Origin of the sequence: Kitasatospora sp. RG8, assembly GCF_017813315.1 — a bacterium.
In the GTDB taxonomy this organism is placed as follows: Bacteria; Actinomycetota; Actinomycetes; order Streptomycetales; family Streptomycetaceae; genus Kitasatospora.
In genome coordinates, this window is record NZ_JAGIYX010000003.1 from 341,628 (window position 1) to 360,057 (window position 18,430).

The following is an 18,430-nucleotide window of genomic DNA, read 5'->3' on the forward strand; positions in this document are numbered from 1 at the left end:
GCGCGGGGATCAGGGCCGCTGGGCGACGAAGACGAACTCCTCTCCCGGACGGTCGGGTGCGTCGCGGACCTCGCTCAGGACGAATCCCTGTGCGGCGAGATCCGTCTCGACCTCCTGCCGCTCCCGGAACCTCAGGGTCGAGTCGGAGGTGAGCCGCCGCCCGTCCGCGGCGAACACGTAGTTCCAGCGGAACGTCACCAGAGGCCGGACCACCTCGACCAGATCGACCCAGCTCTCGACCGCGCCGACGCCCGGGATCTTCGTGACACCGTACGAGGCCGCACGGTTCCACGACTCCCAGGCGCGCCTGGCCGGGTCCCGGGTCTCGAACACCAGGTGCCCGCCCGGTCGCAGCGCTTCGTGGGCCGCCTTGAGGGTGCGCTGCCACGCGGGAGGGTCGACGATCGCCTGGGCGACGTTCGCCGTCATGGTGACGAGGTCGACTTCCAGCGGTGGCAGGGCCGTTGCGTCGCCGCAGATCCAACGGACCCGCTCGCTGTGCGGTTTGCCCCTGGCCACGTCGATGGAGGCCAGGGCGGGATCGACACCGACGACCTCGAATCCGTGATCGGCCAGCAGGAGGGCGAAGACGCCGGTGCCGCAGCCGATGTCCAGCACCCGCCCCGCACCGAGCTGCCGGGCGAGCTCCAGATAGGCGTGAAGGTCGCCGCGATCGGGATCGAGCGGGTCGTAGACCGCCGCGAGCTGCGGGTGCGTGAAGATCTCGTCAGCCATGCGTCCGAACGTACCGCCCGACCACGGCCGCGGCCCGGTCCGGGTGCTCCTCCAGCCATGTGCGGAGGTGTTCCCGGACGGCCTGTCCGACGCAGGCGCGCGCGGCGACGTTGCCCAGCCGGTCACGCGTGGCGCCCTCGAACTCGGGACGCTCCAGCCGCACCAGCACGACCGCCGTCAGGCCCTCGCAGAGCCGGTCGGCGCCGAGGTCGGGGTCCGCCGCGGTCAGCGGCCGCCGCTCCCGGGCGTAGGCGTTGACCGCGGCGGCCACGCCGTCGCGCAGGCCCTCCACGTGCGAGCCGCCCGCGGGGGTGCGCCAGCCGTTGGCGTAGCTCCGGAGCCGCGCCTCGCCGGGGCCGCGCCACCGCAGGGCCACCTCCATCGTCCCCGCCATCCGCGGATCCTCCTGCTCGAAGCCGATGACGTCCGGGTGAACGGGGGCCGCCTCCTGCTCGTCGAGGAAGGCGACGAAGTCCCGTGCCCCGCCCGGGAACCGGAACCGCACCGACCGGGGCCCGGCCGAGCGGCGCCGGTCGGTCAGCGAGACGTCCAGGCCCCGGTTGAGGAAGGCCAGTTCCCTGAACTCCTCGGCCAGGTCGTCGAACGAGTACTCCGCCGTCCCGAAGATCTCGGGGTCCGGCCAGAAGACGAGGGTGGTCCCGCTGTCAGTCGCCGGACCCGCCTCGGTGAGCGGGGTGACCGCGACGCCGCGCGCGTACTCCTGGACCCGGCGGACCCCCTCGCGCCGCACCTCGGCCGTCAGGCGGCTCGACAGGGCGTTGACGACGAAGGGCCCCACACCGCCGAGGCCTCCGAGCCCCGTCGAGGCCGGCATGCGGGTCAGCAGGGCTTCGAGGCCGTCCCCGTCGGCCTCCCCGACGGGGACGCCAGGGCCGTCGTCCGCGACACGCACACCGCCGTCGGAGGTGAGAGTGATGTCGACGCGGCTCGCGCGACCGGCCACGACCTCGTTCACCGCCCGGTCGGCGACCTCGAACACCAGGTTCCGCAGGCCGCGTTCACCGGTCGAGCCGATCCACATCCCCGGCCGCCTCCGGACGGCCTCCCGCCCCTCCAGCACCTGGATGTGGGCGGCGTCGTAGCCGCCGGCCTCCTTGCTCATGATGTCCCCTCCGATGGCAGTCAGCCGAAGGCCCCAGCCTAGGCGAATCCTGGGAAAACACCAGGTCAGGCCATGTTTTCCACGGGCACGGACGGGCGCGTGAGCGCCTGTCGGGAGGCGGTGGCCCCCGGGGTCGCGGACGGCTCCCGGAGTGTGGCTGCAGGCCCGGCGAGGCCGCGTACGGCACCGTTCCGGGCAGCCCCGAGGTCACCGATTCCACGAGTTTCGCGGCCGGCCCCGGACGCCGTCGCCCGGCGGCTTCACCGCCGACCTGATCCGGTCCCCCTCCGGCGGCCCGGCGTGTCGTCAACGAGGACACAATCTGACCTACATGGCCTCTACTGTCGTTCTTGGCAAGGAAAGACAGAACCGACGAAGGCAGGAACCATGACCGGCAACACGACCTCCACCACGACCTCCCTCACGACCGACGCCGCAACCGACGCCACGAAGGAGAACGCGGACGGCGTCACGATCGGCGGGGAGCGCGCCGATCTGCTGGAGGTGCTGGGCAAGCACCGGGGCTTCCTGCGCCAGACCACCCGTGATCTCACCGACGAGCAGGCCGGACTCCGCACCACCGTCAGCGAGTTGTGCCTGGGCGGCCTGATCAAGCACGTCGCGTCGGTCGAGCGCGGGTGGGTGGACTTCATCCTGGAGGGCCCGTCGGCGCTGGGCGACTTCAGCACCTGGACGGAGGCCGACTTCGCGAAGCGGGCCGACGAGTTCCGGATGCTGCCCGGTGAGACGCTGGCCGGCGTGCTCGCCGACTACGACGAGACCGCCCGCCGCACCGACGAGCTCATCGCCGCCCTTCCCGACCTGGGCGCCTCGCACCCGCTGCCCAAGGCCCCCTGGTTCGAGGGCGACGCGCACTGGTCGGCCCGCCGGGTGCTGATGCACATCGTCGCCGAGACCGCGCAGCACGCCGGGCACGCCGACATCCTCCGCGAGGCCCTCGACGGCGCCAAGACCATGGGCTGACCGCCCGTCACCCGGGTGGCGCGGAAAGGGCGGAGGGCGCGCACCGTGCGGGCGGCGCGGACCGGACTCGCGCCCCCGACATCCGGCCGGGGCCCGAAAGGGCTCCGGCCCGGCCGGTGCGGGGCCCGGTCAGCGGACGACGTCGAACACGTTCTTCTGCAGGCCGTTGGCGTAGGCCTCGTGCTCGACCAGCCTCAGCTTCTGGGCGTCCTTGTCCGTGCTGCTGAACAGACGCTTGCCCGCGCCGAGCAGCAGCGGGAAGACGAGCAGGTGGTAGCGGTCGATCAGGCCGGCGTCCGAGAGGCTCCGGTTCAGGGTGGCGCTGCCGTGGACGATGATCGGGCCGCCCTCGGTCTCCTTCAGTGCGGCGACCTCGTCGAGCGAACGCAGGATCGTGGTCTCGCCCCAGTTCGTGACCAGGTCGTCCTCGGTGAGCGTGGTGGAGACGACGTACTTCGGCATCACCTTGTAGTCGGCGAAGTCCGCCATGTCCGGCCACACGGCGCTGAACGCCTCGTAGCTGGTCCGGCCCAGCAGCATCGCGGTGGCTTCCTGCTGCTCCCGGCCCTTGATCTCGAAGGCCTCGGGGAGGAACTCGATGTCCTTGAAGGTCCACCCGGAGTTCCGGTAGCCGGGCTCACCGCCCGGGGCCTCCACGACACCGTCGAGCGAGATGAAGGCCGTGCTGATTAGAGTGCGCATCCAGGGTTCCTCGGTGTCTCGTGCCCGGTTCTCGCCAGGTCGGATCGGTGCACGCAGCGGCCCCGACCTCACTCGCGGCCGCTGCGCACCACCCATGATCTCCGACCGTGGATCACGGGGGAGGTCATCCGCGCTCGCCCGGTGCGTTTCCTGTGACCTCGACCGCCGACCGCCCGGGAACCCGCACGGGCGCCAGGTCGCGTGACCCGCGGACGGCGGGGCGGCGACGAACGTGGCCCGGCCCCGCCGCGACCGGCGGGCCGGGCTCAGCGGGCCGGACGGGACGACCTGCGGCAACGGGCTTCAGGCAGCCGCCCACTCGTCCGGCCCGGGGTCACGGCCCTCGGCGCGTTCGACCAGGCGGCCCAGGTAGTGGGTCCAGCCCTCGAAGTGCGGGGCGCAGGCCTCGGGCGGCAGGTCGCGGTGGACCAGGGTGAGCAGGGTGCCCCCGCCGTCCGGAGTCAGGGTCACCTCGACCGTGGTGGCGCCGGGCGGCACCGCCACGGTCCCGCCCTCCGAGCCCCAGGTGAAGACCACCCGGTGGTACGGCTCCAGGGCCAGGAACTCACCGGAGGCCTGGCAGTGGGCGTTGACGTCGGTCCGGAACGCCCCGCCCGGGGCGAAGGAGAACTCCCCGTCCCGCCCCATCCAGGAGAGCCACTTCTCGCGATCGGTGAAGAAGGAGAACACCGTCTCCGGCCGGGCGGCGATCCACCGTTCCAGCACCACCTGATCGTTCGTCATCCGCCGCTCCCCTTCGACCCCTCGGCCCGCTCGGCGGCCTCGGCCAGCTCGGCGAGCACGTCCAGCTTCTCGGCCCACATCGACTGCAGGTAGGCCGCCAGCGGCCCCAGTGCCTCGCGGTCGGCGCGGTAGTACCGTTTGCGGCCCTCCTTGCGCAGCGTGACCAGGCCCGCCTCCCGCAGCACCTTCAGGTGCTGGGAGACCGCGCCGAAGGTGACCTCGAACCGCTCGGCGATGTCGCCCGCGCAGAGCTCGTCCTCCCAGACCAGCCGCAGGATCTCGCGCCGGCGGGGCTCGGCTATCGCTTGCACCGCTTCCATGGCCGTCATTTTAGTCATGGCTTCAGCTTGCGCTCCAGGAGTTGTCATTTTAGTCTCGACTCAATTAACGAGCCCGAGTGACACGACGAGGAGTTCGCCATGAAGACCGCGATGACCGAGTTCGCCACCCTGTTCGCCCGCACCGCCGAGGCCATCCCGTCCGACCGCCTGACCGCCGCCACCCCGTGCGCCCGGTTCACCGTCGCCGACCTGCTCGCCCACATCGGCGGCGTGCTGCCCGACTCCGAGCGCGCCGCCGCCAAGCGCCCCCGCACCGGCGAGCCCGCCGCCCTCACCGATCCCGCCGCCGTGGCGGCCGTCGCCGAGCGCGCGGCCGCGGCCTGGCAGGCGCCGGAGGCCCTGACCGGTGAGACCGAGTTCGGTCCGGGCACCGTCCCCGCCACCCTCGCCGCCGCCGTCACCCTCCAGGAGCTCGCCCTGCACGGATGGGACCTGGCCCGCGCCACGGGCCGACCCTTCCCGGTCGGCGAGGAGGCCGCCGCCGTGCTGCTCGGCGTGGTCGAGCAGCTCGCCGACCAGGCCCGTGCCAACGGCGGCTACGGCCCGGCGCTCACCGCACCGGGCGGGGCGCCGGCCTTCGAGCGTGCGCTCGCGCTCAGCGGCCGCAACCCCGACTGGGCCGACTGACCCACTCCGGGCAGAGCCCCTCACGGGAACCGACGCTCCGGGGCAGGCGGCACGGTGCCCGGGCGGGCGGCCCGGCACCTCATGGACGCGAGTCGGTCCGCGGCTCCGCCCCGGAGCCGCGGACCGGCCCGCCCGGCGCCCCCTGGGCGCGGGCGCCCACCAGCCAGCAGGCCGCGGTGAAGCGGACCAGCGGACCTTCCACGAAGGGCTCGAAGGCGGCGCGGACCGTCTCGACGACCCGGGCGCGGGTCGGTTCGTCGGCGCCGGGCAGGACCTGGCCGAGCAGGCCGAGCCGCGTGAAGTACCCGATCAGCTCCGCCTCCGGCAGGGTGAGGTCCGCGTCGACGGGCCGGATGTCGATCCCGGCCCAGCCGCTCCCCTCCAGGATCCGGCGGACCCTGTCCGGGTCAGCGAGGGCGAACTGGCCGGGCTCGTCCGGACGGCGGGCGGGGATGCCCGGCAGGAGCGGAGCGGCGGCACGCTCGGCCGTCGTCATGAACGGGTTCTCCTCGATGCCGCGCCAGACGAGGAACCGCAGCTCGCCTCCGTCCCGCACGGCCCGCCGAAGGTTCGCGAAGGCCCGGACGGAGTCGTCGAAGAACATGACGCCGAAGCGCGACACGACCGCATCGAAGGCGGCCGGCTCGAACGCGTACTCCTGGGCGTCGGCGAGGACGAAGCCGGCCGTCGAGCCCTCGTGCTCGGCGCGCGCCCGGGCGGCGTCGATCATGGCCTCGGAGATGTCGGCGCCGACGCAGCGGCCCTCTGGTCCGAGCAGCCGCGCGAAGGCCACGGTCGTACCGCCCGTACCGCAGCCGACGTCGAGCACCCGGTCGCCCTCCCTGACGGGGGCCGCCTCGATGAGCACGTCCTCAAGGGGCTTGAGCACCCCGTCCAGCACGGCCTGCGCATCGACCCAGGCACGGCCCCCGGCGCCTTTCCACCGTGCCGCCTGGCCGTCGTCGCGCTTCTGCACGCCATCCATGATCGTCTCCTGTCGCTTGCCCTCGCGGGGCCGGGATGACACCGTTCCACCTCAAGCCGACTTGAGGTCAACAGGCCTGGGGCCGGCGGCTTTGAAGTCAGCGGACTTGAGGTCGACGGACTCGGGGTCACAACATGACAGACCTGGACATCGCCGAAGTGGTGCGGCACACCGGCGTTCCGGTGTCGACCCTGCGCTTCTACGAGGAGAAGGGGCTCATCACCTCCACGGGCCGGCGGGGCCTGCGCCGCCAGTTCGACCCCGGTGTGATCGAACGGCTGGGGCTGATCGCGCTGGCACGTGCCGCCGGGTTCTCCCTCGACGAGATCGCGGGCATGCTCGGCCCCGACGGACGGCCGAGCATCGACCGGCGAATGCTCACCGCCAAGGCGCAGGAGCTGGACGTCACGATCCGCCGGCTCACCGCCCTGCGCGACTCCCTCCGGCACGCCGCCGACTGCCCCGCGCCCAGTCACCAGGAATGCCCGAGGTTCCGGCGGATCCTCCGCGCCGCGTCCACCGGCTCGCTCCCGGCACCGGGGAGCAGGACGCCCCGGCCCGGGTGAACGGCGGAAGCAGGCCCAACCGCTGGAAGTCCGGATGAACGACGGAAGCCCGGCCCAACCGCTGGAAGCCCGGCTCAACCACCTTCGGGCGGAGCGGCGGCGGGCGCCCAGCGGACTTCACCGGTGCCGAGGGCGACCGTCGCGCAGGGCCGCATCGGGTCGTCACCACTGCGGCGGGCCAGCAGCACCACCTCCCGGACCTCGGCGGACCGCGTCCCGAGCCGGGCGGCGCACTCGGCGGCAAGACCGCGCGGATCCCGGGTCCGTCCCAGCGAGAGATGGGGCCTGAAACCCGTGCGCCGGCCGCTGCAGCCCGGAAACCGCTCCACCAGCGAGCGGTACAGGGCGGTCCACGGCCCCGCGCCGGCCGCGGCCGGGTCGAGCCAGACCGTCGCGTACGCACGGTGGCGAAAGCTCCGCACCCCTTGCAGCCGGGCCGTGAAGGGCTGCACCCCCGTCAGCGCCGCCGCCACCAGCGGGGCCGCCGCCGGGAAGTCGGGCTCCGGCACGAAGCCGAACAGCAGGTTGACGTGCGGCGGCCACCGGCGGATCTGCGGATCGTGCTCCCAGCGGATGTCCTGGATCGGCGGCCACAGCTCCGGCGGCGGAATCCACGCGACCGCGGTACGGCCCGTCGGCGGTACGTCGAACACGCCCGAACGTCCGGCCCCGCCGCCCTCCGGGCCGTTCTCCGGGCCGTTCTCCGGGCCGTACTCGGGCCCCGGTTCCGGCTCCGGCTCGGGCTCCATACCGGAAGGGTCCCACTTCGGCCGTCCGCCGCGGAATCCCGCCACCCCCGCAAGCCCACCACCGAGCCGCCCCGCCGCGACCGCACTCGCGGCACCCTGCCGCCCGGGGCTCAGGACCCGTCGGCGCACCGGACCCGCCGGGGGCTCAGGACCCGTCCGGCGCTGCGGAACCGCCGGGGGCGAGCGGGAAGGTCGCCGTGAGGGTGGCACCTCCGGGGGTGTCCGTGACGGTCAGGGCGCCCCCGTGATGGCGGGCGATGTCGCGCGCGATGGGCAGGCCGAGGCCGCTGCCGCCCTCGTCCCGGCTGCGGGCGTCGTCGAGGCGGGTGAAGCGCTCGAAGACGCGCTCGCGGTCGCCCGGGGCGATCCCGGGGCCGTCGTCCTGGACGGCGAGGACGGCGAGCGCCCGGGCCGGGTCGGTGGTGAGGCGGACGTGCACGGTGGTGACCGCGTGCCGGTCGGCGTTGTCGAGCAGGTTGGTCAGCAGCCGGCCGAGCCAGAGCGGGATGCCGTCCACCCGGACGTCCGGGGCGAGGTCGGTGGTCCGCCGGTGCGGGCCGGCGGGCCGGCCGAGGACGGTGTCGGCGACCAGGGCCGTGAGGTCGACGCGCTGCCGCGGCCGGTCGGCGGCGACGGTGGCGGCGTCGAGGCGGGCGAGCAGCAGCAGGTCCCCGGCCAGGGCCTGAAGACGGTCGGTGTCCAGCAACGCGCCGTGGACCAACTCCGCACGGACCGCCTCGTCCGGGTGTGCGTGGGCGACCTCCAGCTGGGTGCGCAGCACGGCGAGGGGGCTGCGCAGTTCGTGCGAGGCGTCGGCGATGAACTGCCGTTGGCGGTGGCCGGAGGCCTCCAGGCGGTCGAGCATGGCGTTCATGGTGGCGGCGAGACGGGCGATCTCGTCGGCGGTGGCGGGTTCGGGGACCCGGCGGTGCAGGTCCCTGTCGGTGATGGCCTCGACCTCGGCGCGGATCGCCTCGACCGGGCGCAGCGCCTGGCCGGTGACCCGCCAGGTGACGACGACCCCGGTGAGCAGCAGCAGCGGGAAGGCGACGGCGAGGGCTGCCTCGGTGGTGTCCTGCGCCTGGTCGGCGGCGCGCAGCGAGGTGCCGGCGTACACGGTGACCGGTCCCGTGGGGGTGTCCGTGGTGACGGTGGTCAGCCGCTGGCGGTGGCGGTCGTGGAGGGGGTCGACGGAGTCGGTGGTGTGCGAGCCGGCGTGGCGGGAGCCGGTGAGCGCGGGCCGTCCGGCGAGGTCGGGACTGGCGGCAAGGACGGTGCCGTGGGCGTCGACGGCCTGGAGGAAGTCGGTGCCACGGCCCGGGTGCAGGACGGGCGTGAGCCGGCCCTGGGCGGCGAGCTGGGCGACGGCCTCGGCCTGCTCGCGGGTGCCGGCCGCGGCGGAGGCGACCAGGTTGGTGTGCAGGACGGCCAGCAGCCCTGCGCTGGCCACGGCGAGGGCGGCCCCGAGAACGGTGCCCGCGGCGGCGGTCGCGCGGGCCCGGACCGTTCTGGGGGTTGCGGCCCGCAGCAGGGCCCGGACGGGGGCCGACACGGCCCGGACGGGGGCCGGCAGGGACCGGACGGGGGCCGACTCGGTGCCGAGCAGGGCGGACAGGGCCCTCAGCGGGGCGGTCGGGGACCGGCGTGAGGCGGCCGGGGACCGGCCTGGGGCGGGCGGGACCATGGTCAGCCGCCGTCGGGGGCGAGCCGGTAGCCGGCGCCACGCATGGTCTGCAGGGCGGTGCGGCCGAACGGGGTGTCGATCTTGCGGCGCAGGGCGTGGATGTGGACCTCGACGATGCTGGGGTCGGGGGCGTGGTCGGTGTCCCAGACGTGGTCGAGGATCTCCCGCTTGGAGACGACGGTGCCGGCCCGGGCCGCGAGGTGTTCCAGGATCGCGAACTCGCGGGCGGTGAGGTGGGTGGGGTGGCCGGCCCGGGTGCAGGTACGGGCGTTGGCGTCGACCACCAGGTCGCCGAGGGTGTGCAGGCGGGGCCGCTGCCGGTCGGTGCGGCGGTGCAGGGCGCGGAGCCGGGCGAGCAGCACGACGAAGGAGAACGGCTTGGAGAGGAAGTCGTCGGCCCCGGTGTCGAGGGCTTCGGCCTCGTCCCATTCGCCGTCCTTGGCGGTGAGCATCAGGATCCCGGCCCGGCAGCCGTCGGCCCGCAGCCGGGCGCAGACCCGGTAGCCGTTGAGGCCGGGCAGCATGATGTCCAGGACGATCACGTCGTACGGGTGACGGCCCGCGAGGTCGAGGCCCTGCGGACCGTTGTGGGCGGTGTCGACGGTGTGGCCGTCGGCCTCCAGCCCCCGGCGCAGTGCCGTCGCCATTCGCTGTTCGTCCTCGACGACGAGTATGTGCATCCGTCCAGGGTGCCAGGCGGTCCTCCCGGGCCGGCACGCGGCTTAAGCGGAGGTTCAGGAACGATCAGCCATGATCGCCGGGTCGCGGCCCGGGCGGTTCCGGGCGCCGAGTCACGAGAGGACGCCCGATGACCGACTCCACGTCGTCGCCCACCCCGCCCCAGCCGGACCACGGCCAGGACCACGGCCAGGACCGGGACCAGGGCTTGGACCAGGGCTTGGACCAGGGATTCGACCAGGGCTTGGGGCAGGACCAGCAGCAGGGGACCGGACCGCAGTCCGGGAAGCCCGACGGGACGGTCGGCGGCCGGGTGAAGCGCCTGCGCCGGTGGACGGGCCGCCGGGAACGCCGGATAGCCGCCGGCGTGGCCGCGGTCGCGCTGCTCGGCGCGGGCGGGCTGGCGCTGGCGGCGGCGCACGAGGAGCACGGCCGCGGCCACCACGTCACGGAGCTGGCGGACGGGCACGGCCACGGCGGCCACGACCGTGAGCACCGGGGCGGCCGGCACCGGGACGGCGAGTGGGCCGACGGTCAGCGGGGGGACGGCCGGCCCGGGGAGGACCGGCAGCAGGACGGCCGCCGGCCGAAGGGGCAGCCGCAGCAGGACCGCCACCAGCAGGGCGGCGACCGCCCCGGCGGCGTCGCCCCTGCGCCGCTGCCCTCGCTCGCCGCGTCGACCGCGCTGGAGAAGGCCCAGGGCGCCGTTCCCGGCGGCCGGGTGGAGTCCCTGAAGCAGGTTGCCCAGCGTGGCGGCGGCAGTGCCTGGGCGGTCGTGGTCGTCGGCCCCGACGGCGTACGTCACCTGGTCACGGTGGACGAGGGTGGCCAGCTGACCGGTAACACCGTGGTCAACGGCACGGTCGACGGCGCCGGGCGCTGAGATGACGGGCACCACATCGGCCCGTCCTGCTGCCGCCTCCCCCGCCCCGGCGGCGGGAACGGCGGCGGGAACGGCGGCGGAAGCGGCGGTGACGGCGGAAGCGGTGACGGAGGCAGCGGCGGCCCGGACAGCGGCGGGGGCGAGCAAGGTCCCGCCGGTGACCGCCTGGTTCTGGCTGGTCAAGATCCTCACCACGGGTATGGGCGAGACCCTGTCCGACTTCCTCGCCCACACGGTCGGCCCCGTCCCGGCCGTCGCTGCGGCCGGCCTGCTGCTGGCGGGCGCGCTGGCGCTCCAGCTCCGGCTGCGTCGCTGCGCGGCCGGTGTGTACTGGGCGGTGGTCGTCCTGGTCAGCGTGTTCGGCACCATGGTCGCCGATGTCGCGCATGTCGCGCTGGGGGTGCCGTACGCGGTGTCGGCCGGCGCCCTGGCGGTGGCGCTGGCCGGTTTGTTCCTGCTCTGGCACCGGGTGGAGGGCTCGCTCGCGATCGACCGGGTGACGGGACTGCGCCGGGAGGCGTTCTACTGGTCCGCCGTCCTGCTCACCTTCGCGCTCGGCACGGCGGTCGGCGATCTGACGGCGGCCACGCTGGACGTGGGCTACCTGCTGTCCGGACTGGGCTTCACCGCCCTGATCGCCGTCCCGGCCGTCGCCGCACGGGCCCGCTGGGTCGGCCCGGTCGCGGGCTTCTGGTGGGCGTACGTGCTGACCCGCCCGCTCGGCGCCTCGTTCGCCGACTGGATGGGCGTGAGCCGGGCCCGCGGCGGCCTGGACCTCGGCACCGGCCCGGTCAGCCTGGCGCTCGCCGTGCTGATCACGGCCGTGCTCGCGCTGTCCGCCGTCACCGCACGGTCCAACCGCCGCGCGTAGCCCGGCGACGGCCGGTCCGCGGCGGGGCAACCTCCGTCGAGTGCCCGCCGCCGAAACGAGCTGTTCCCGGTACCCGACGGCAGTCGCCGGCGGGTACCGGGGCCAGGCACAGCACCCCGCAAGCGAGAGCACCAACGGAAACACCAGCCCGGGCAGCGGCAACAGAGCACCGGCGACAGCACCGGCGAGGGCAGCGGCCGGGCCGGTCAGTAGCGGTCGGTGATCTCCTTGGCGAAGACCGTGCCCAGGGGTTCGGGCCCGATGTACTGCTGGCAGTTGCACGGTCGCGGCTCGTACTGCAGCGGCTTGCGTTCGGCGTCCCAGGCCGTCGGGGCTTGGACCGTCTCGTGGCACTTGCCGGCCTGGTCGTGCTTGGCCAGGTGGTGGGTGCAACCGCAGACCGGCTCGGGCGGGCGCTTGGCCGCGTCGAGGGCGAGTTGCCGGCGTTCGGCGGCCTTGAGCAGTTCCAGCTTCCGCTCGTGCCGGGTCCGGAGCATGCCCCGGACGCGGTCTCCGCTCCAGCCGCCGCCGACCATCACCACCGCTATCGCCCACCAGATCCAGTCACCCATGGCCCAACTCCCCCGTGCCCGTAGCCGTTCTGACGCTCCCCCGGCCGGATCGCCGGGTGCCGGATCCAGGGTAGGCCCCGGAGGGCCGCCGCTCACCGCCCCGGAGCCCCTGCCGGCTCCGGGGCACGGCGGAACGGGCCCCGGAGCGGCGGGGATCAGCAGGAGCCGGCCGGGCGGTCGCGGACCACCAGGTCGGTGCGGCCGGCGGTGGCGTCCAGCCGGATCACCCGGGGGCTCCGGTCGGCCGCGGCCTCGTACTGGCCGCCCCGGTTGCAGGACAGCCGCTGCGGGGTGCCGCCGGTGAGCGGGACCTGCCAGAGCTTGGGCAGCACGGCGTCGGTCCAGCCGCCGCCCCCGGGTTCGCTGTACAGCGGCTCGTAGGTCACGGCCTGGTCCGACGCGGTGATGGCCCGGATGCGGGCGCCGCCGGGCCGGTGGCGTAGTCCGTCATCGGGAAGGCGACGTCGCCGCCGGAGACGACGGCCGGGCCGACCCACTGCGATCCGGTGGAACGGAAGACGCTGCGGTCCGGTCCCCCGGCACGCCAGAAGGCCCCGCATCTCTGCGGGGCCTTCTGGGTGGATGCCGGCGTTCGCCCGGGCGCCCGATCAGGGGAGCAGGCGCTCCACGGCTGCGGCGCCGTACTTGGCGAGGTCCTGGCGGGCCTTCTCGATCAGCGCGGGAGTGGGTTCGCGCCCCGAGGCACGCACCATGTCCTCGGGGTCGACGGGGTGCTCGGCCCCGGTGTGGAGCAGGTGGTCCGGCGTGGGCATGGAGTCGCTGTCACTGATCCTGGACATGTAGTACCTCCGGGAGAGGAGTGCGGGCCGGCCGCCGAGCGGGCGACTAGCTCTTCCCTAGAGTGTGGACCCATATCGCCCGAACCGGACACTGCGAACCGCCTCCCGTGTCAAAACTCCGGCCCGACCGAGCGCCGGAGGCCCACCGGGCCGGGGGCCGCACTCAGCCCTGGATGCCCTTGACGGCCTTGATGCCGCCATTGCCCTCGCTGCCGACACTGCCCTCGCTGCCCTCGCTGCCGTCATTGCCCTCGGCGCCGTCGTCGACCAGGACGGCCGAGTCGAGCGCGCCCGTGACGCGGTCCAGCAGGGAACGCAGGGCGGCGAGGTCCTCGACCGGGAGGCCGGTCGCGGCGAGGAGCCGGCGCGGCACCAGGCCCGCCCGTTCACGCAGGGCCAGCCCGCTGCCGGTGAGGCTGACGGTGACGGACCGCTCGTCCTCGGGGCTGCGCTCGCGGCGCACCAGGCCGGCCGCCTCCAGCCGCTTGAGGAGCGGGGAGAGGGTGCCGGAGTCCAACCGCAGGTGCTCGCCGATCCGCTTCACGGGCAGTTCGCCGTGCTCCCAGAGCACCAGCATGACCAGGTACTGGGGGTAGGTGAGACCGAGGTCCTTGAGTAGCACCCGGTAGACGCCGCCGAAGGCGCGCGAGGCGGCGTTCAACGAGAAGCAGATCTGCTGGTCGAGGCGGAGCAGCTCCTCGTCGCGGAGCGGGTCCGGGTCGGTCGACGCCGGGCTGACGGTCTCGGGGGGCTTGGCCATGGCCCCATCGTACCGGCCGCATGCACCATTCAGTTGTGCGCAATTCAATTGCGTGCTCTACTTGAGCCCGGAAGGCGGCCCCGGCCGCCGGACGCAGAAGCACGACCGACGCAGGACGGAAGGAAACGGACCCATGGACGCGCTCTACACCGCAGTGGCCACCGCGAACGGCCGGGAGGGCCGCACCGTCAGCTCCGACGGCCGGCTGGACCTCGCCCTGGCGATGCCGCCCGCCCTCGGCGGCAACGGGCAGGGCACCAACCCCGAGCAGCTGTTCGCCGCCGGCTACGCGGCCTGCTTCGCGAGCGCCCTGGGCGTGGTCGGCCGGCAGGCGCGGGTCGACACCGGCGAGATCTCGGTGACCGCCGAGGTCTCCATCGGCAAGGACGGCGCCGGCTTCGGCCTCGCGGTGGTCCTGCGTGTCGAGCTGCCGGACGCGCTCGCGGGCGAGGCCGGCGAGCTGCTGGTCAAGCAGGCGCACGAGGTCTGCCCGTACTCCCGGGCCACCCGCGGCAACATCCCGGTCGAGCTCGTCGTCGAGTAACGACGTCCGGGATGACAGCCCCCGGTGAGCCCGCCACCCACGGGACCCGGGCGTGACGGAGGCCCGCCGCGCGACTGCGCGGCGGGCCTCCGTCGGTTCAGGCCGTCCATTCAGACCGCCGAGTCAGGCCGTCGATTCAGGCCGCTTTCAGGCCGTCGGCGTGGGCGGACCACCCGGGCCGGCCGAGCCGCCAGCCGCGCGCAGGGTGTCCAGGCGGTGGCGGTACTCGTCGGCGTCGATCTCCCCCCGCGCGAACCGCTCGGCGAGCACCTGCTCCGCCGTCGGCGGCGCCGCCCCGCCCTGATCGACCCCCGTCGGTCCGGGCCCGACCGGTCCGACCCCGCCCGGGCCCCAGACAGCGGGCGGCGCCGGCTTCGACGTCCGCGAGAGGTGGCGGACCAGCGCGACGGCCGTCAGCACCAGGACTGCCAGGACCAGCAACATCAGGATCACCATCACCCCCACTCCCCAGCCACTGAGGGCATGACCGTGACCGTGCCCGTACCAGTTCCTCATCACGACCTCCTCGTCCGGCCCGCCCGGAGCCGCCGAGGTGACCGTCGCCCCCCGCCCGACGCGGCGCCCCGGCTACCACGGCGCCTCACTCACCATCGTGCGCCCGGAAACGACCGGGCGAACCTGAGGATTGTCTGAGAATGCCCGGAAATGGCCTCCCGCTCCGCCGGCCGGGCCCACCGGGGTAGCGTTGCGGGTCATGGACCACCACCCGCCGCCCGACGACCGCGAGCGGCTCGTCGCGGCCGGGGTGCTGCGCCGGTACGAGGACGGTCACCCGCACCCGGCGCTCGGCCTCTCGCCGATCAGCTACGTCTCGACCCGCCTCTGGGACGAGCTCACCGCCCTCGCCATCGCCCCCTCCGCGGCCACCGCGACCGCGCACGCGCTGCTGCGCACCATCGCCGGCGACGCGCTCGACGCCGCCCTGGCCCCCGGGAACGAGCAGGCCCCGCGCGACGACCTCTACGTCACGCACCCCGCCTTCATCGGCCGGCACCGCCGGGTGGTCTGGTTCCAGCGCAGCGGCCCGCGCGGCATGATCACCGCGACGTTCCCACCGGACGCCTGAAGCGGGCACCCGACCCCGGCGTCGAACCCGGACCCCGGGGCCGCACGCCCGAGGTGGGACACCCCAGGCCGGACACCCCAGGCCGGACGCCCGAGATCGGACACCCGTGGTCGGACGCCCGAGGCCGGGCGGCCCCGGCGAAGGCCGCCGCCGTCAGCGCTCGACCCGCAGGCTGTGGCAGACCCAGCTCAGCCGGTCCGGCCCGTTCAGCGGCGGTCGGTCGTGGTAGGTGCCGTCCGCCACCGAGAGGTTGACGATCAGGTACGCGTGCCAGTCCGGGCCCACCCCGCGCCGGTCCGCGTGCACCAGCGTGCCGTTGACGAACCAGTCCACCGAGTACGCGCCGAGCACGGTGCGCAGGTCGAAGGTCGCGCCCGGGGCTATACCGGCGCCGGCGCCGTGCCAGTACCGGAAGCCGCCCCGGACATGGTTGGAGATCTCCAGCAGGTCCGGGTGGTCGGGGTGGTACTCGAAGAGGTCCACCTCGTTGCCGCCGTCCCGCCACGTCCAGATCGCGGGCCAGGCGCCCAGCTCGACCGGGAGCGTGACCCGGGCGGCGATGACGTCGCCGGTGCGGACCTGGAAGCCTTCCGGGCTCCCCTCGGTGGTGAGCAGGTTGCACGTCCACAGCTCCCCGTCGCGCCGCCGGGTGGCGGCGAACACCCCGCCGGGGCAGTAGGCCCGGCTGAGGAAGTCGAGCTTGTGGTCGCCCCGGTTGGTCGGCCCCATCCGGGGATAGGCGCTGCTGCGGCCCGCCGTCCACTGCCTGGTCGAAGTGAAGTCCGCGTCGAACACGACTGCCACGGCCGCCTCCCCGGTGCCCCTGGGTACCGGCGACCCGATGCCGACCGGTACACAGAGTGACTTACCCGGTACGCTCCGCAGTATGCGAAGCGGATCCTCCGGGTCCGCCGCCGGGAACGCACCGCAACCGGCCGGCCGCCCGGCCGGCCCTCGCCCGCCCTGGTCAGCGAACCGATCAGCGAACCGATCAGCGAACCGGCCGGCGACCCGGCCCGCCGGGGCCCTCCGTGGTCAGCCGACCGGAGCCGGCGCCGCGCCGGTGCTGCCGAGCCGGTCGGTGACCGAGACGACGCCGTCCACCGAGCGGCACAGGTTCAGCACGATCGGCACGAGGTACGGCTCCGGCACGGTGCCGCTGAGCACCACCCGGCCCTGGTCCACCTCCACGCCCACCTCGGCGGGGCTGACGCCCTCGACCCGGCCGAGCACCTCCTCGACGATCTCCCGCCGGATCACCCGGTCCTCGCGCAGGAAGACCCGCAGCAGGTCGCCCCGGCTGACCATCCCGGACACCCGGCCCTCCGCGTCCAGCACCGGGAGCCGCTTCACCGCGTGCCGGCTCATCATCCGCGCGGCGGCGACCACGCTGGTGCCGGGGGTGGTGCAGACGGCCGGCCCGGTCATCAGGTCGGCTGCGGTGACGGCGCCGCCCGGCCCGCTGCGGGGCAGCTCGGGGGCCGGCAGCAGACTGCCCGGGTCCTCCTGCGCCGCCAGGGTGAGCAGGAGGTCCGCCTCCGACACGATGCCCAACGGCCGGCCGTCCTCGTCCACCACCGGCACGCCGGTGATGTCGTACTCGGCCAGCAGGGCGACGATCTCCCGGAAGCCGGTCTCGGGCGCGACCAGGACCGCAGGGCTGGTCATCACAGATTCGACGGTGGCATGCCGCACGCCGGTTCACCTCGTCCGTCAGCGATGTCGGCCGGGCGACCATCGGCCGGCCGGGTACCTGGAGCATCGCCCCTGGCCCCTCGCGCCGCCAGAGGCCAAGGGGCTGAAAATCCGGGACCAACGGCCCTGCCCGCCGCACACCGCCCTCACGGCCCGCCGCCAGGCCCCCACCACCCCGCACCGCACCTCTCCCCACGGCCTGCACCGCGTGCCCCGCCCGCGCTGCCCATGCCACGCGGCCCGCCCGCACCGTGCTCACCGCCCCGCCCCGCCCCGGGTGGCGTAGGCGACGCGGCGCGGCGTGGCGGAGACCGGTAGAGGTCGAGGCATGACAAGCCCATTCCCCGACCCCGCGCAGCCGGACGGGCAGGCCGGCTACGACCCCGCCTTCCTCGGCCCGATCGTCCCGCTGCCGCACCCCACCGACCCGGACATCGCCCTGGTCACGCTCCCGTACACGCACTTCACGGTCCTGCTGCGGCCCGACCGCAGGCTCGCCGCCGCAACGGCCGTGGGGATCGACGGCGGCCGGTTGGTCGACCTCAAGCGGGAGGGCCAGTGGCGGCTCGATCCCCGCGTCCCGGAGGCGCAGCAGGTCGGCGAGGCGCTGTACGCCGACAACGACTTCGACCGCGGGCACCTGGTCCGGCGGCTCGACCCCGTCTGGGGCGACGACGCGGAGGTGCGGGCCGCCAACGCCGACACCTTCCACTTCACCAACGCGGCTCCCCAGCACGCCGCCTTCAACCAGGGCAAGCAACTCTGGGCGGGCCTGGAGGACTTCCTGCTCACCCACGCGGCGACGTTCGACCGCAAGCTCGTCGTGCTGACCGGCCCGGTGCTGCGGCCCGCCGACCCGGTCTACCGGAAGGTGCGGATCCCGCTGGCGTTCTGGAAGGTCGTCGCCTTCCTCCAGGACGGCGCGCTGGCCGCCACCGCGTACGTGCTCGACCAGAGCCCGGACCTGCCGAACGCCTCGGCCGCGCTCGCGGCGGCGGAGGCCGCCGACCAGCCGCCGCCTCTGGGCGCGTACCGGACGTTCCAGGTACCCGTGAGCGACGTCGCCGACATCACCGCGCTCGACCTGGGGCCGCTCCCGGCGGTCGACCTGCTGCCCGCTCCCCCGTCCCCCGCGCCGACCACCCCGGGGGCCGAGCCCGGACCGGACCGGTGGCGGCCGCTGGGGCGGCACGAGGACATCGTCCTGGGGCCGCCCCGCTGACGGGCCCGACGGCGAACGCCTGCCACGCTCCGCGCGGCCGCCCCGCCCGAGCGTGCCCGCCCGACCCCGCCCGCCGGG

The 18,430-nt window shown here is 74.5% G+C and carries 24 protein-coding genes; 8 read left to right on the forward strand and 16 right to left on the reverse strand.

Annotation, left to right across the window (positions count from 1 at the left end):
- Positions 1-9 precede the first annotated feature (9 nt).
- Together J5Y04_RS06835 and J5Y04_RS06840 are read right to left on the reverse strand one after the other, a co-directional pair.
- Positions 10-735: a bifunctional 2-polyprenyl-6-hydroxyphenol methylase/3-demethylubiquinol 3-O-methyltransferase UbiG gene (locus J5Y04_RS06835; RefSeq protein WP_209410914.1), complete on the reverse strand. Its 726-nt coding sequence runs from the start codon at positions 733-735 to the stop codon at positions 10-12.
- Positions 728-1,858: an ATP-binding protein gene (locus J5Y04_RS06840; protein WP_209410915.1), complete on the reverse strand. Its 1,131-nt coding sequence runs from the start codon at positions 1,856-1,858 to the stop codon at positions 728-730. The genes J5Y04_RS06835 and J5Y04_RS06840 overlap by 8 nt, the downstream gene beginning before the upstream one ends.
- A 387-nt stretch (positions 1,859-2,245) precedes the next feature.
- Here J5Y04_RS06840 and J5Y04_RS06845 point away from each other — a divergent pair, with 387 nt between their 5' ends.
- Entirely contained in the window at positions 2,246-2,842 is a 597-nt protein-coding gene (locus tag J5Y04_RS06845; RefSeq protein WP_209410916.1) for a DinB family protein, read from the forward strand.
- A 129-nt stretch (positions 2,843-2,971) separates the two neighbouring features.
- On the opposite strand, the gene J5Y04_RS06850 is transcribed toward J5Y04_RS06845, so the two are convergent.
- From J5Y04_RS06850 to J5Y04_RS06860, 3 genes are all read right to left on the reverse strand, one after another.
- The gene (locus J5Y04_RS06850; protein ID WP_209410917.1) at positions 2,972-3,544 is read right to left on the reverse strand and encodes a dihydrofolate reductase family protein; all 573 of its coding nucleotides are present in this window, start codon (positions 3,542-3,544) and stop codon (positions 2,972-2,974) included.
- Between the two features lie 303 nt (positions 3,545-3,847).
- On the reverse strand, positions 3,848-4,288 hold the full coding sequence (locus J5Y04_RS06855) for an SRPBCC domain-containing protein (protein ID WP_209410918.1): 441 nt from the start codon (positions 4,286-4,288) through the stop codon (positions 3,848-3,850).
- The gene (locus tag J5Y04_RS06860) at positions 4,285-4,608 is read right to left on the reverse strand and encodes a helix-turn-helix transcriptional regulator (RefSeq protein WP_209410919.1); all 324 of its coding nucleotides are present in this window, start codon (positions 4,606-4,608) and stop codon (positions 4,285-4,287) included. The genes J5Y04_RS06855 and J5Y04_RS06860 overlap by 4 nt, the downstream gene beginning before the upstream one ends.
- A 99-nt stretch (positions 4,609-4,707) precedes the next feature.
- On the opposite strand from J5Y04_RS06860, the gene J5Y04_RS06865 reads away from it, so the two are divergent.
- Entirely contained in the window at positions 4,708-5,256 is a 549-nt protein-coding gene (locus J5Y04_RS06865; RefSeq protein WP_209410920.1) for a TIGR03086 family metal-binding protein, read from the forward strand.
- A gap of 79 nt (positions 5,257-5,335) precedes the next feature.
- Here J5Y04_RS06865 and J5Y04_RS06870 read toward each other — a convergent pair whose 3' ends face one another.
- Positions 5,336-6,241, reverse strand: a complete 906-nt coding sequence (locus tag J5Y04_RS06870) for a class I SAM-dependent methyltransferase (protein ID WP_209410921.1) — start codon at positions 6,239-6,241, stop codon at positions 5,336-5,338.
- Positions 6,242-6,375: 134 nt separating this feature from the next.
- Between J5Y04_RS06870 and J5Y04_RS06875 the strand changes: the two genes are divergently transcribed.
- Positions 6,376-6,807 carry a helix-turn-helix domain-containing protein gene (locus J5Y04_RS06875; RefSeq protein ID WP_209410922.1) on the forward strand — a complete coding sequence of 144 codons (432 nt, stop codon included), beginning with the start codon at positions 6,376-6,378 and terminating at the stop codon, positions 6,805-6,807.
- 74 nt (positions 6,808-6,881) lie between these two features.
- Here J5Y04_RS06875 and J5Y04_RS06880 read toward each other — a convergent pair whose 3' ends face one another.
- From J5Y04_RS06880 to J5Y04_RS06890, 3 genes are all read right to left on the reverse strand, one after another.
- Positions 6,882-7,556 carry a 2'-5' RNA ligase family protein gene (locus J5Y04_RS06880; RefSeq protein WP_209410923.1) on the reverse strand — a complete coding sequence of 225 codons (675 nt, stop codon included), beginning with the start codon at positions 7,554-7,556 and terminating at the stop codon, positions 6,882-6,884.
- Between the two features lie 145 nt (positions 7,557-7,701).
- On the reverse strand, positions 7,702-9,108 hold the full coding sequence (locus J5Y04_RS06885) for a HAMP domain-containing sensor histidine kinase (RefSeq protein WP_307852971.1): 1,407 nt from the start codon (positions 9,106-9,108) through the stop codon (positions 7,702-7,704).
- Positions 9,109-9,242: 134 nt separating this feature from the next.
- Entirely contained in the window at positions 9,243-9,920 is a 678-nt protein-coding gene (locus tag J5Y04_RS06890) for a response regulator transcription factor (RefSeq protein WP_209410925.1), read from the reverse strand.
- Positions 9,921-10,048: 128 nt separating this feature from the next.
- Here J5Y04_RS06890 and J5Y04_RS06895 point away from each other — a divergent pair, with 128 nt between their 5' ends.
- Together J5Y04_RS06895 and J5Y04_RS06900 are read left to right on the forward strand one after the other, a co-directional pair.
- Positions 10,049-10,801, forward strand: a complete 753-nt coding sequence (locus J5Y04_RS06895) for a PepSY domain-containing protein (protein WP_209410926.1) — start codon at positions 10,049-10,051, stop codon at positions 10,799-10,801.
- 157 nt (positions 10,802-10,958) lie between these two features.
- The gene (locus J5Y04_RS06900) at positions 10,959-11,672 is read left to right on the forward strand and encodes a hypothetical protein (RefSeq protein WP_307852972.1); all 714 of its coding nucleotides are present in this window, start codon (positions 10,959-10,961) and stop codon (positions 11,670-11,672) included.
- A 206-nt stretch (positions 11,673-11,878) separates the two neighbouring features.
- Here the strand turns inward: J5Y04_RS06900 and J5Y04_RS06905 are convergent, their stop codons facing one another.
- The 4 genes from J5Y04_RS06905 to J5Y04_RS06920 form a co-directional block, all read right to left on the reverse strand.
- Positions 11,879-12,244: a hypothetical protein gene (locus J5Y04_RS06905; protein ID WP_209410928.1), complete on the reverse strand. Its 366-nt coding sequence runs from the start codon at positions 12,242-12,244 to the stop codon at positions 11,879-11,881.
- Between the two features lie 155 nt (positions 12,245-12,399).
- Complete coding sequence (locus tag J5Y04_RS06910; protein WP_209410929.1) at positions 12,400-12,630, reverse strand: hypothetical protein; 231 nt, start codon at positions 12,628-12,630, stop codon at positions 12,400-12,402.
- A 222-nt stretch (positions 12,631-12,852) separates the two neighbouring features.
- Positions 12,853-13,044 carry a hypothetical protein gene (locus J5Y04_RS06915; protein WP_148640780.1) on the reverse strand — a complete coding sequence of 64 codons (192 nt, stop codon included), beginning with the start codon at positions 13,042-13,044 and terminating at the stop codon, positions 12,853-12,855.
- 163 nt (positions 13,045-13,207) lie between these two features.
- Positions 13,208-13,804 (reverse strand): MarR family winged helix-turn-helix transcriptional regulator, encoded by a 597-nt coding sequence (locus J5Y04_RS06920; protein ID WP_209410930.1) that lies wholly within the window; start codon positions 13,802-13,804, stop codon positions 13,208-13,210.
- Positions 13,805-13,937: 133 nt separating this feature from the next.
- Between J5Y04_RS06920 and J5Y04_RS06925 the strand changes: the two genes are divergently transcribed.
- On the forward strand, positions 13,938-14,348 hold the full coding sequence (locus J5Y04_RS06925; protein ID WP_148640782.1) for an organic hydroperoxide resistance protein: 411 nt from the start codon (positions 13,938-13,940) through the stop codon (positions 14,346-14,348).
- A 147-nt stretch (positions 14,349-14,495) separates the two neighbouring features.
- On the opposite strand, the gene J5Y04_RS06930 is transcribed toward J5Y04_RS06925, so the two are convergent.
- The gene (locus J5Y04_RS06930) at positions 14,496-14,804 is read right to left on the reverse strand and encodes an SHOCT domain-containing protein (protein ID WP_245204378.1); all 309 of its coding nucleotides are present in this window, start codon (positions 14,802-14,804) and stop codon (positions 14,496-14,498) included.
- 259 nt (positions 14,805-15,063) lie between these two features.
- Between J5Y04_RS06930 and J5Y04_RS06935 the strand changes: the two genes are divergently transcribed.
- The gene (locus tag J5Y04_RS06935) at positions 15,064-15,435 is read left to right on the forward strand and encodes a hypothetical protein (protein WP_209410932.1); all 372 of its coding nucleotides are present in this window, start codon (positions 15,064-15,066) and stop codon (positions 15,433-15,435) included.
- A 153-nt stretch (positions 15,436-15,588) separates the two neighbouring features.
- On the opposite strand, the gene J5Y04_RS06940 is transcribed toward J5Y04_RS06935, so the two are convergent.
- A complete protein-coding gene (locus J5Y04_RS06940; protein ID WP_209410933.1) occupies positions 15,589-16,239 on the reverse strand; it encodes a beta-glucanase in 651 nt (216 codons plus the stop codon).
- A gap of 231 nt (positions 16,240-16,470) precedes the next feature.
- The gene (locus tag J5Y04_RS06945; RefSeq protein ID WP_245204379.1) at positions 16,471-17,103 is read right to left on the reverse strand and encodes a CBS domain-containing protein; all 633 of its coding nucleotides are present in this window, start codon (positions 17,101-17,103) and stop codon (positions 16,471-16,473) included.
- A gap of 355 nt (positions 17,104-17,458) precedes the next feature.
- Here J5Y04_RS06945 and J5Y04_RS06950 point away from each other — a divergent pair, with 355 nt between their 5' ends.
- Positions 17,459-18,352: a DNA/RNA non-specific endonuclease gene (locus J5Y04_RS06950; RefSeq protein WP_209410935.1), complete on the forward strand. Its 894-nt coding sequence runs from the start codon at positions 17,459-17,461 to the stop codon at positions 18,350-18,352.
- The last annotated feature ends 78 nt before the right edge of the window (positions 18,353-18,430 follow it).

Excerpts from the sequence above, each read along its gene's own strand:
- J5Y04_RS06920 (WP_209410930.1), bottom strand. The coding sequence starts at position 13,804 with ATGGCCAAGCCCCCCGAGACCGTCAGCCCGGCGTCGACCGACCCGGAC.
- J5Y04_RS06845 (WP_209410916.1), top strand. The coding sequence starts at position 2,246 with ATGACCGGCAACACGACCTCCACCACGACCTCCCTCACGACCGACGCC.
- J5Y04_RS06905 (WP_209410928.1), bottom strand. The coding sequence starts at position 12,244 with ATGGGTGACTGGATCTGGTGGGCGATAGCGGTGGTGATGGTCGGCGGC.
- J5Y04_RS06945 (WP_245204379.1), bottom strand. The coding sequence starts at position 17,103 with ATGACCAGCCCTGCGGTCCTGGTCGCGCCCGAGACCGGCTTCCGGGAG.
- J5Y04_RS06860 (WP_209410919.1), bottom strand. The coding sequence starts at position 4,608 with ATGGAAGCGGTGCAAGCGATAGCCGAGCCCCGCCGGCGCGAGATCCTG.
- J5Y04_RS06835 (WP_209410914.1), bottom strand. The coding sequence starts at position 735 with ATGGCTGACGAGATCTTCACGCACCCGCAGCTCGCGGCGGTCTACGAC.
- J5Y04_RS06935 (WP_209410932.1), top strand. The coding sequence starts at position 15,064 with ATGGACCACCACCCGCCGCCCGACGACCGCGAGCGGCTCGTCGCGGCC.
- J5Y04_RS06855 (WP_209410918.1), bottom strand. The coding sequence starts at position 4,288 with ATGACGAACGATCAGGTGGTGCTGGAACGGTGGATCGCCGCCCGGCCG.
- J5Y04_RS06865 (WP_209410920.1), top strand. The coding sequence starts at position 4,708 with ATGAAGACCGCGATGACCGAGTTCGCCACCCTGTTCGCCCGCACCGCC.
- J5Y04_RS06925 (WP_148640782.1), top strand. The coding sequence starts at position 13,938 with ATGGACGCGCTCTACACCGCAGTGGCCACCGCGAACGGCCGGGAGGGC.
- J5Y04_RS06850 (WP_209410917.1), bottom strand. The coding sequence starts at position 3,544 with ATGCGCACTCTAATCAGCACGGCCTTCATCTCGCTCGACGGTGTCGTG.
- J5Y04_RS06950 (WP_209410935.1), top strand. The coding sequence starts at position 17,459 with ATGACAAGCCCATTCCCCGACCCCGCGCAGCCGGACGGGCAGGCCGGC.
- J5Y04_RS06890 (WP_209410925.1), bottom strand. The coding sequence starts at position 9,920 with ATGCACATACTCGTCGTCGAGGACGAACAGCGAATGGCGACGGCACTG.
- J5Y04_RS06930 (WP_245204378.1), bottom strand. The coding sequence starts at position 14,804 with ATGGTGATCCTGATGTTGCTGGTCCTGGCAGTCCTGGTGCTGACGGCC.
- J5Y04_RS06870 (WP_209410921.1), bottom strand. The coding sequence starts at position 6,241 with ATGGATGGCGTGCAGAAGCGCGACGACGGCCAGGCGGCACGGTGGAAA.
- J5Y04_RS06875 (WP_209410922.1), top strand. The coding sequence starts at position 6,376 with ATGACAGACCTGGACATCGCCGAAGTGGTGCGGCACACCGGCGTTCCG.
- J5Y04_RS06880 (WP_209410923.1), bottom strand. The coding sequence starts at position 7,556 with ATGGAGCCCGAGCCGGAGCCGGAACCGGGGCCCGAGTACGGCCCGGAG.
- J5Y04_RS06915 (WP_148640780.1), bottom strand. The coding sequence starts at position 13,044 with ATGTCCAGGATCAGTGACAGCGACTCCATGCCCACGCCGGACCACCTG.
- J5Y04_RS06840 (WP_209410915.1), bottom strand. The coding sequence starts at position 1,858 with ATGAGCAAGGAGGCCGGCGGCTACGACGCCGCCCACATCCAGGTGCTG.
- J5Y04_RS06895 (WP_209410926.1), top strand. The coding sequence starts at position 10,049 with ATGACCGACTCCACGTCGTCGCCCACCCCGCCCCAGCCGGACCACGGC.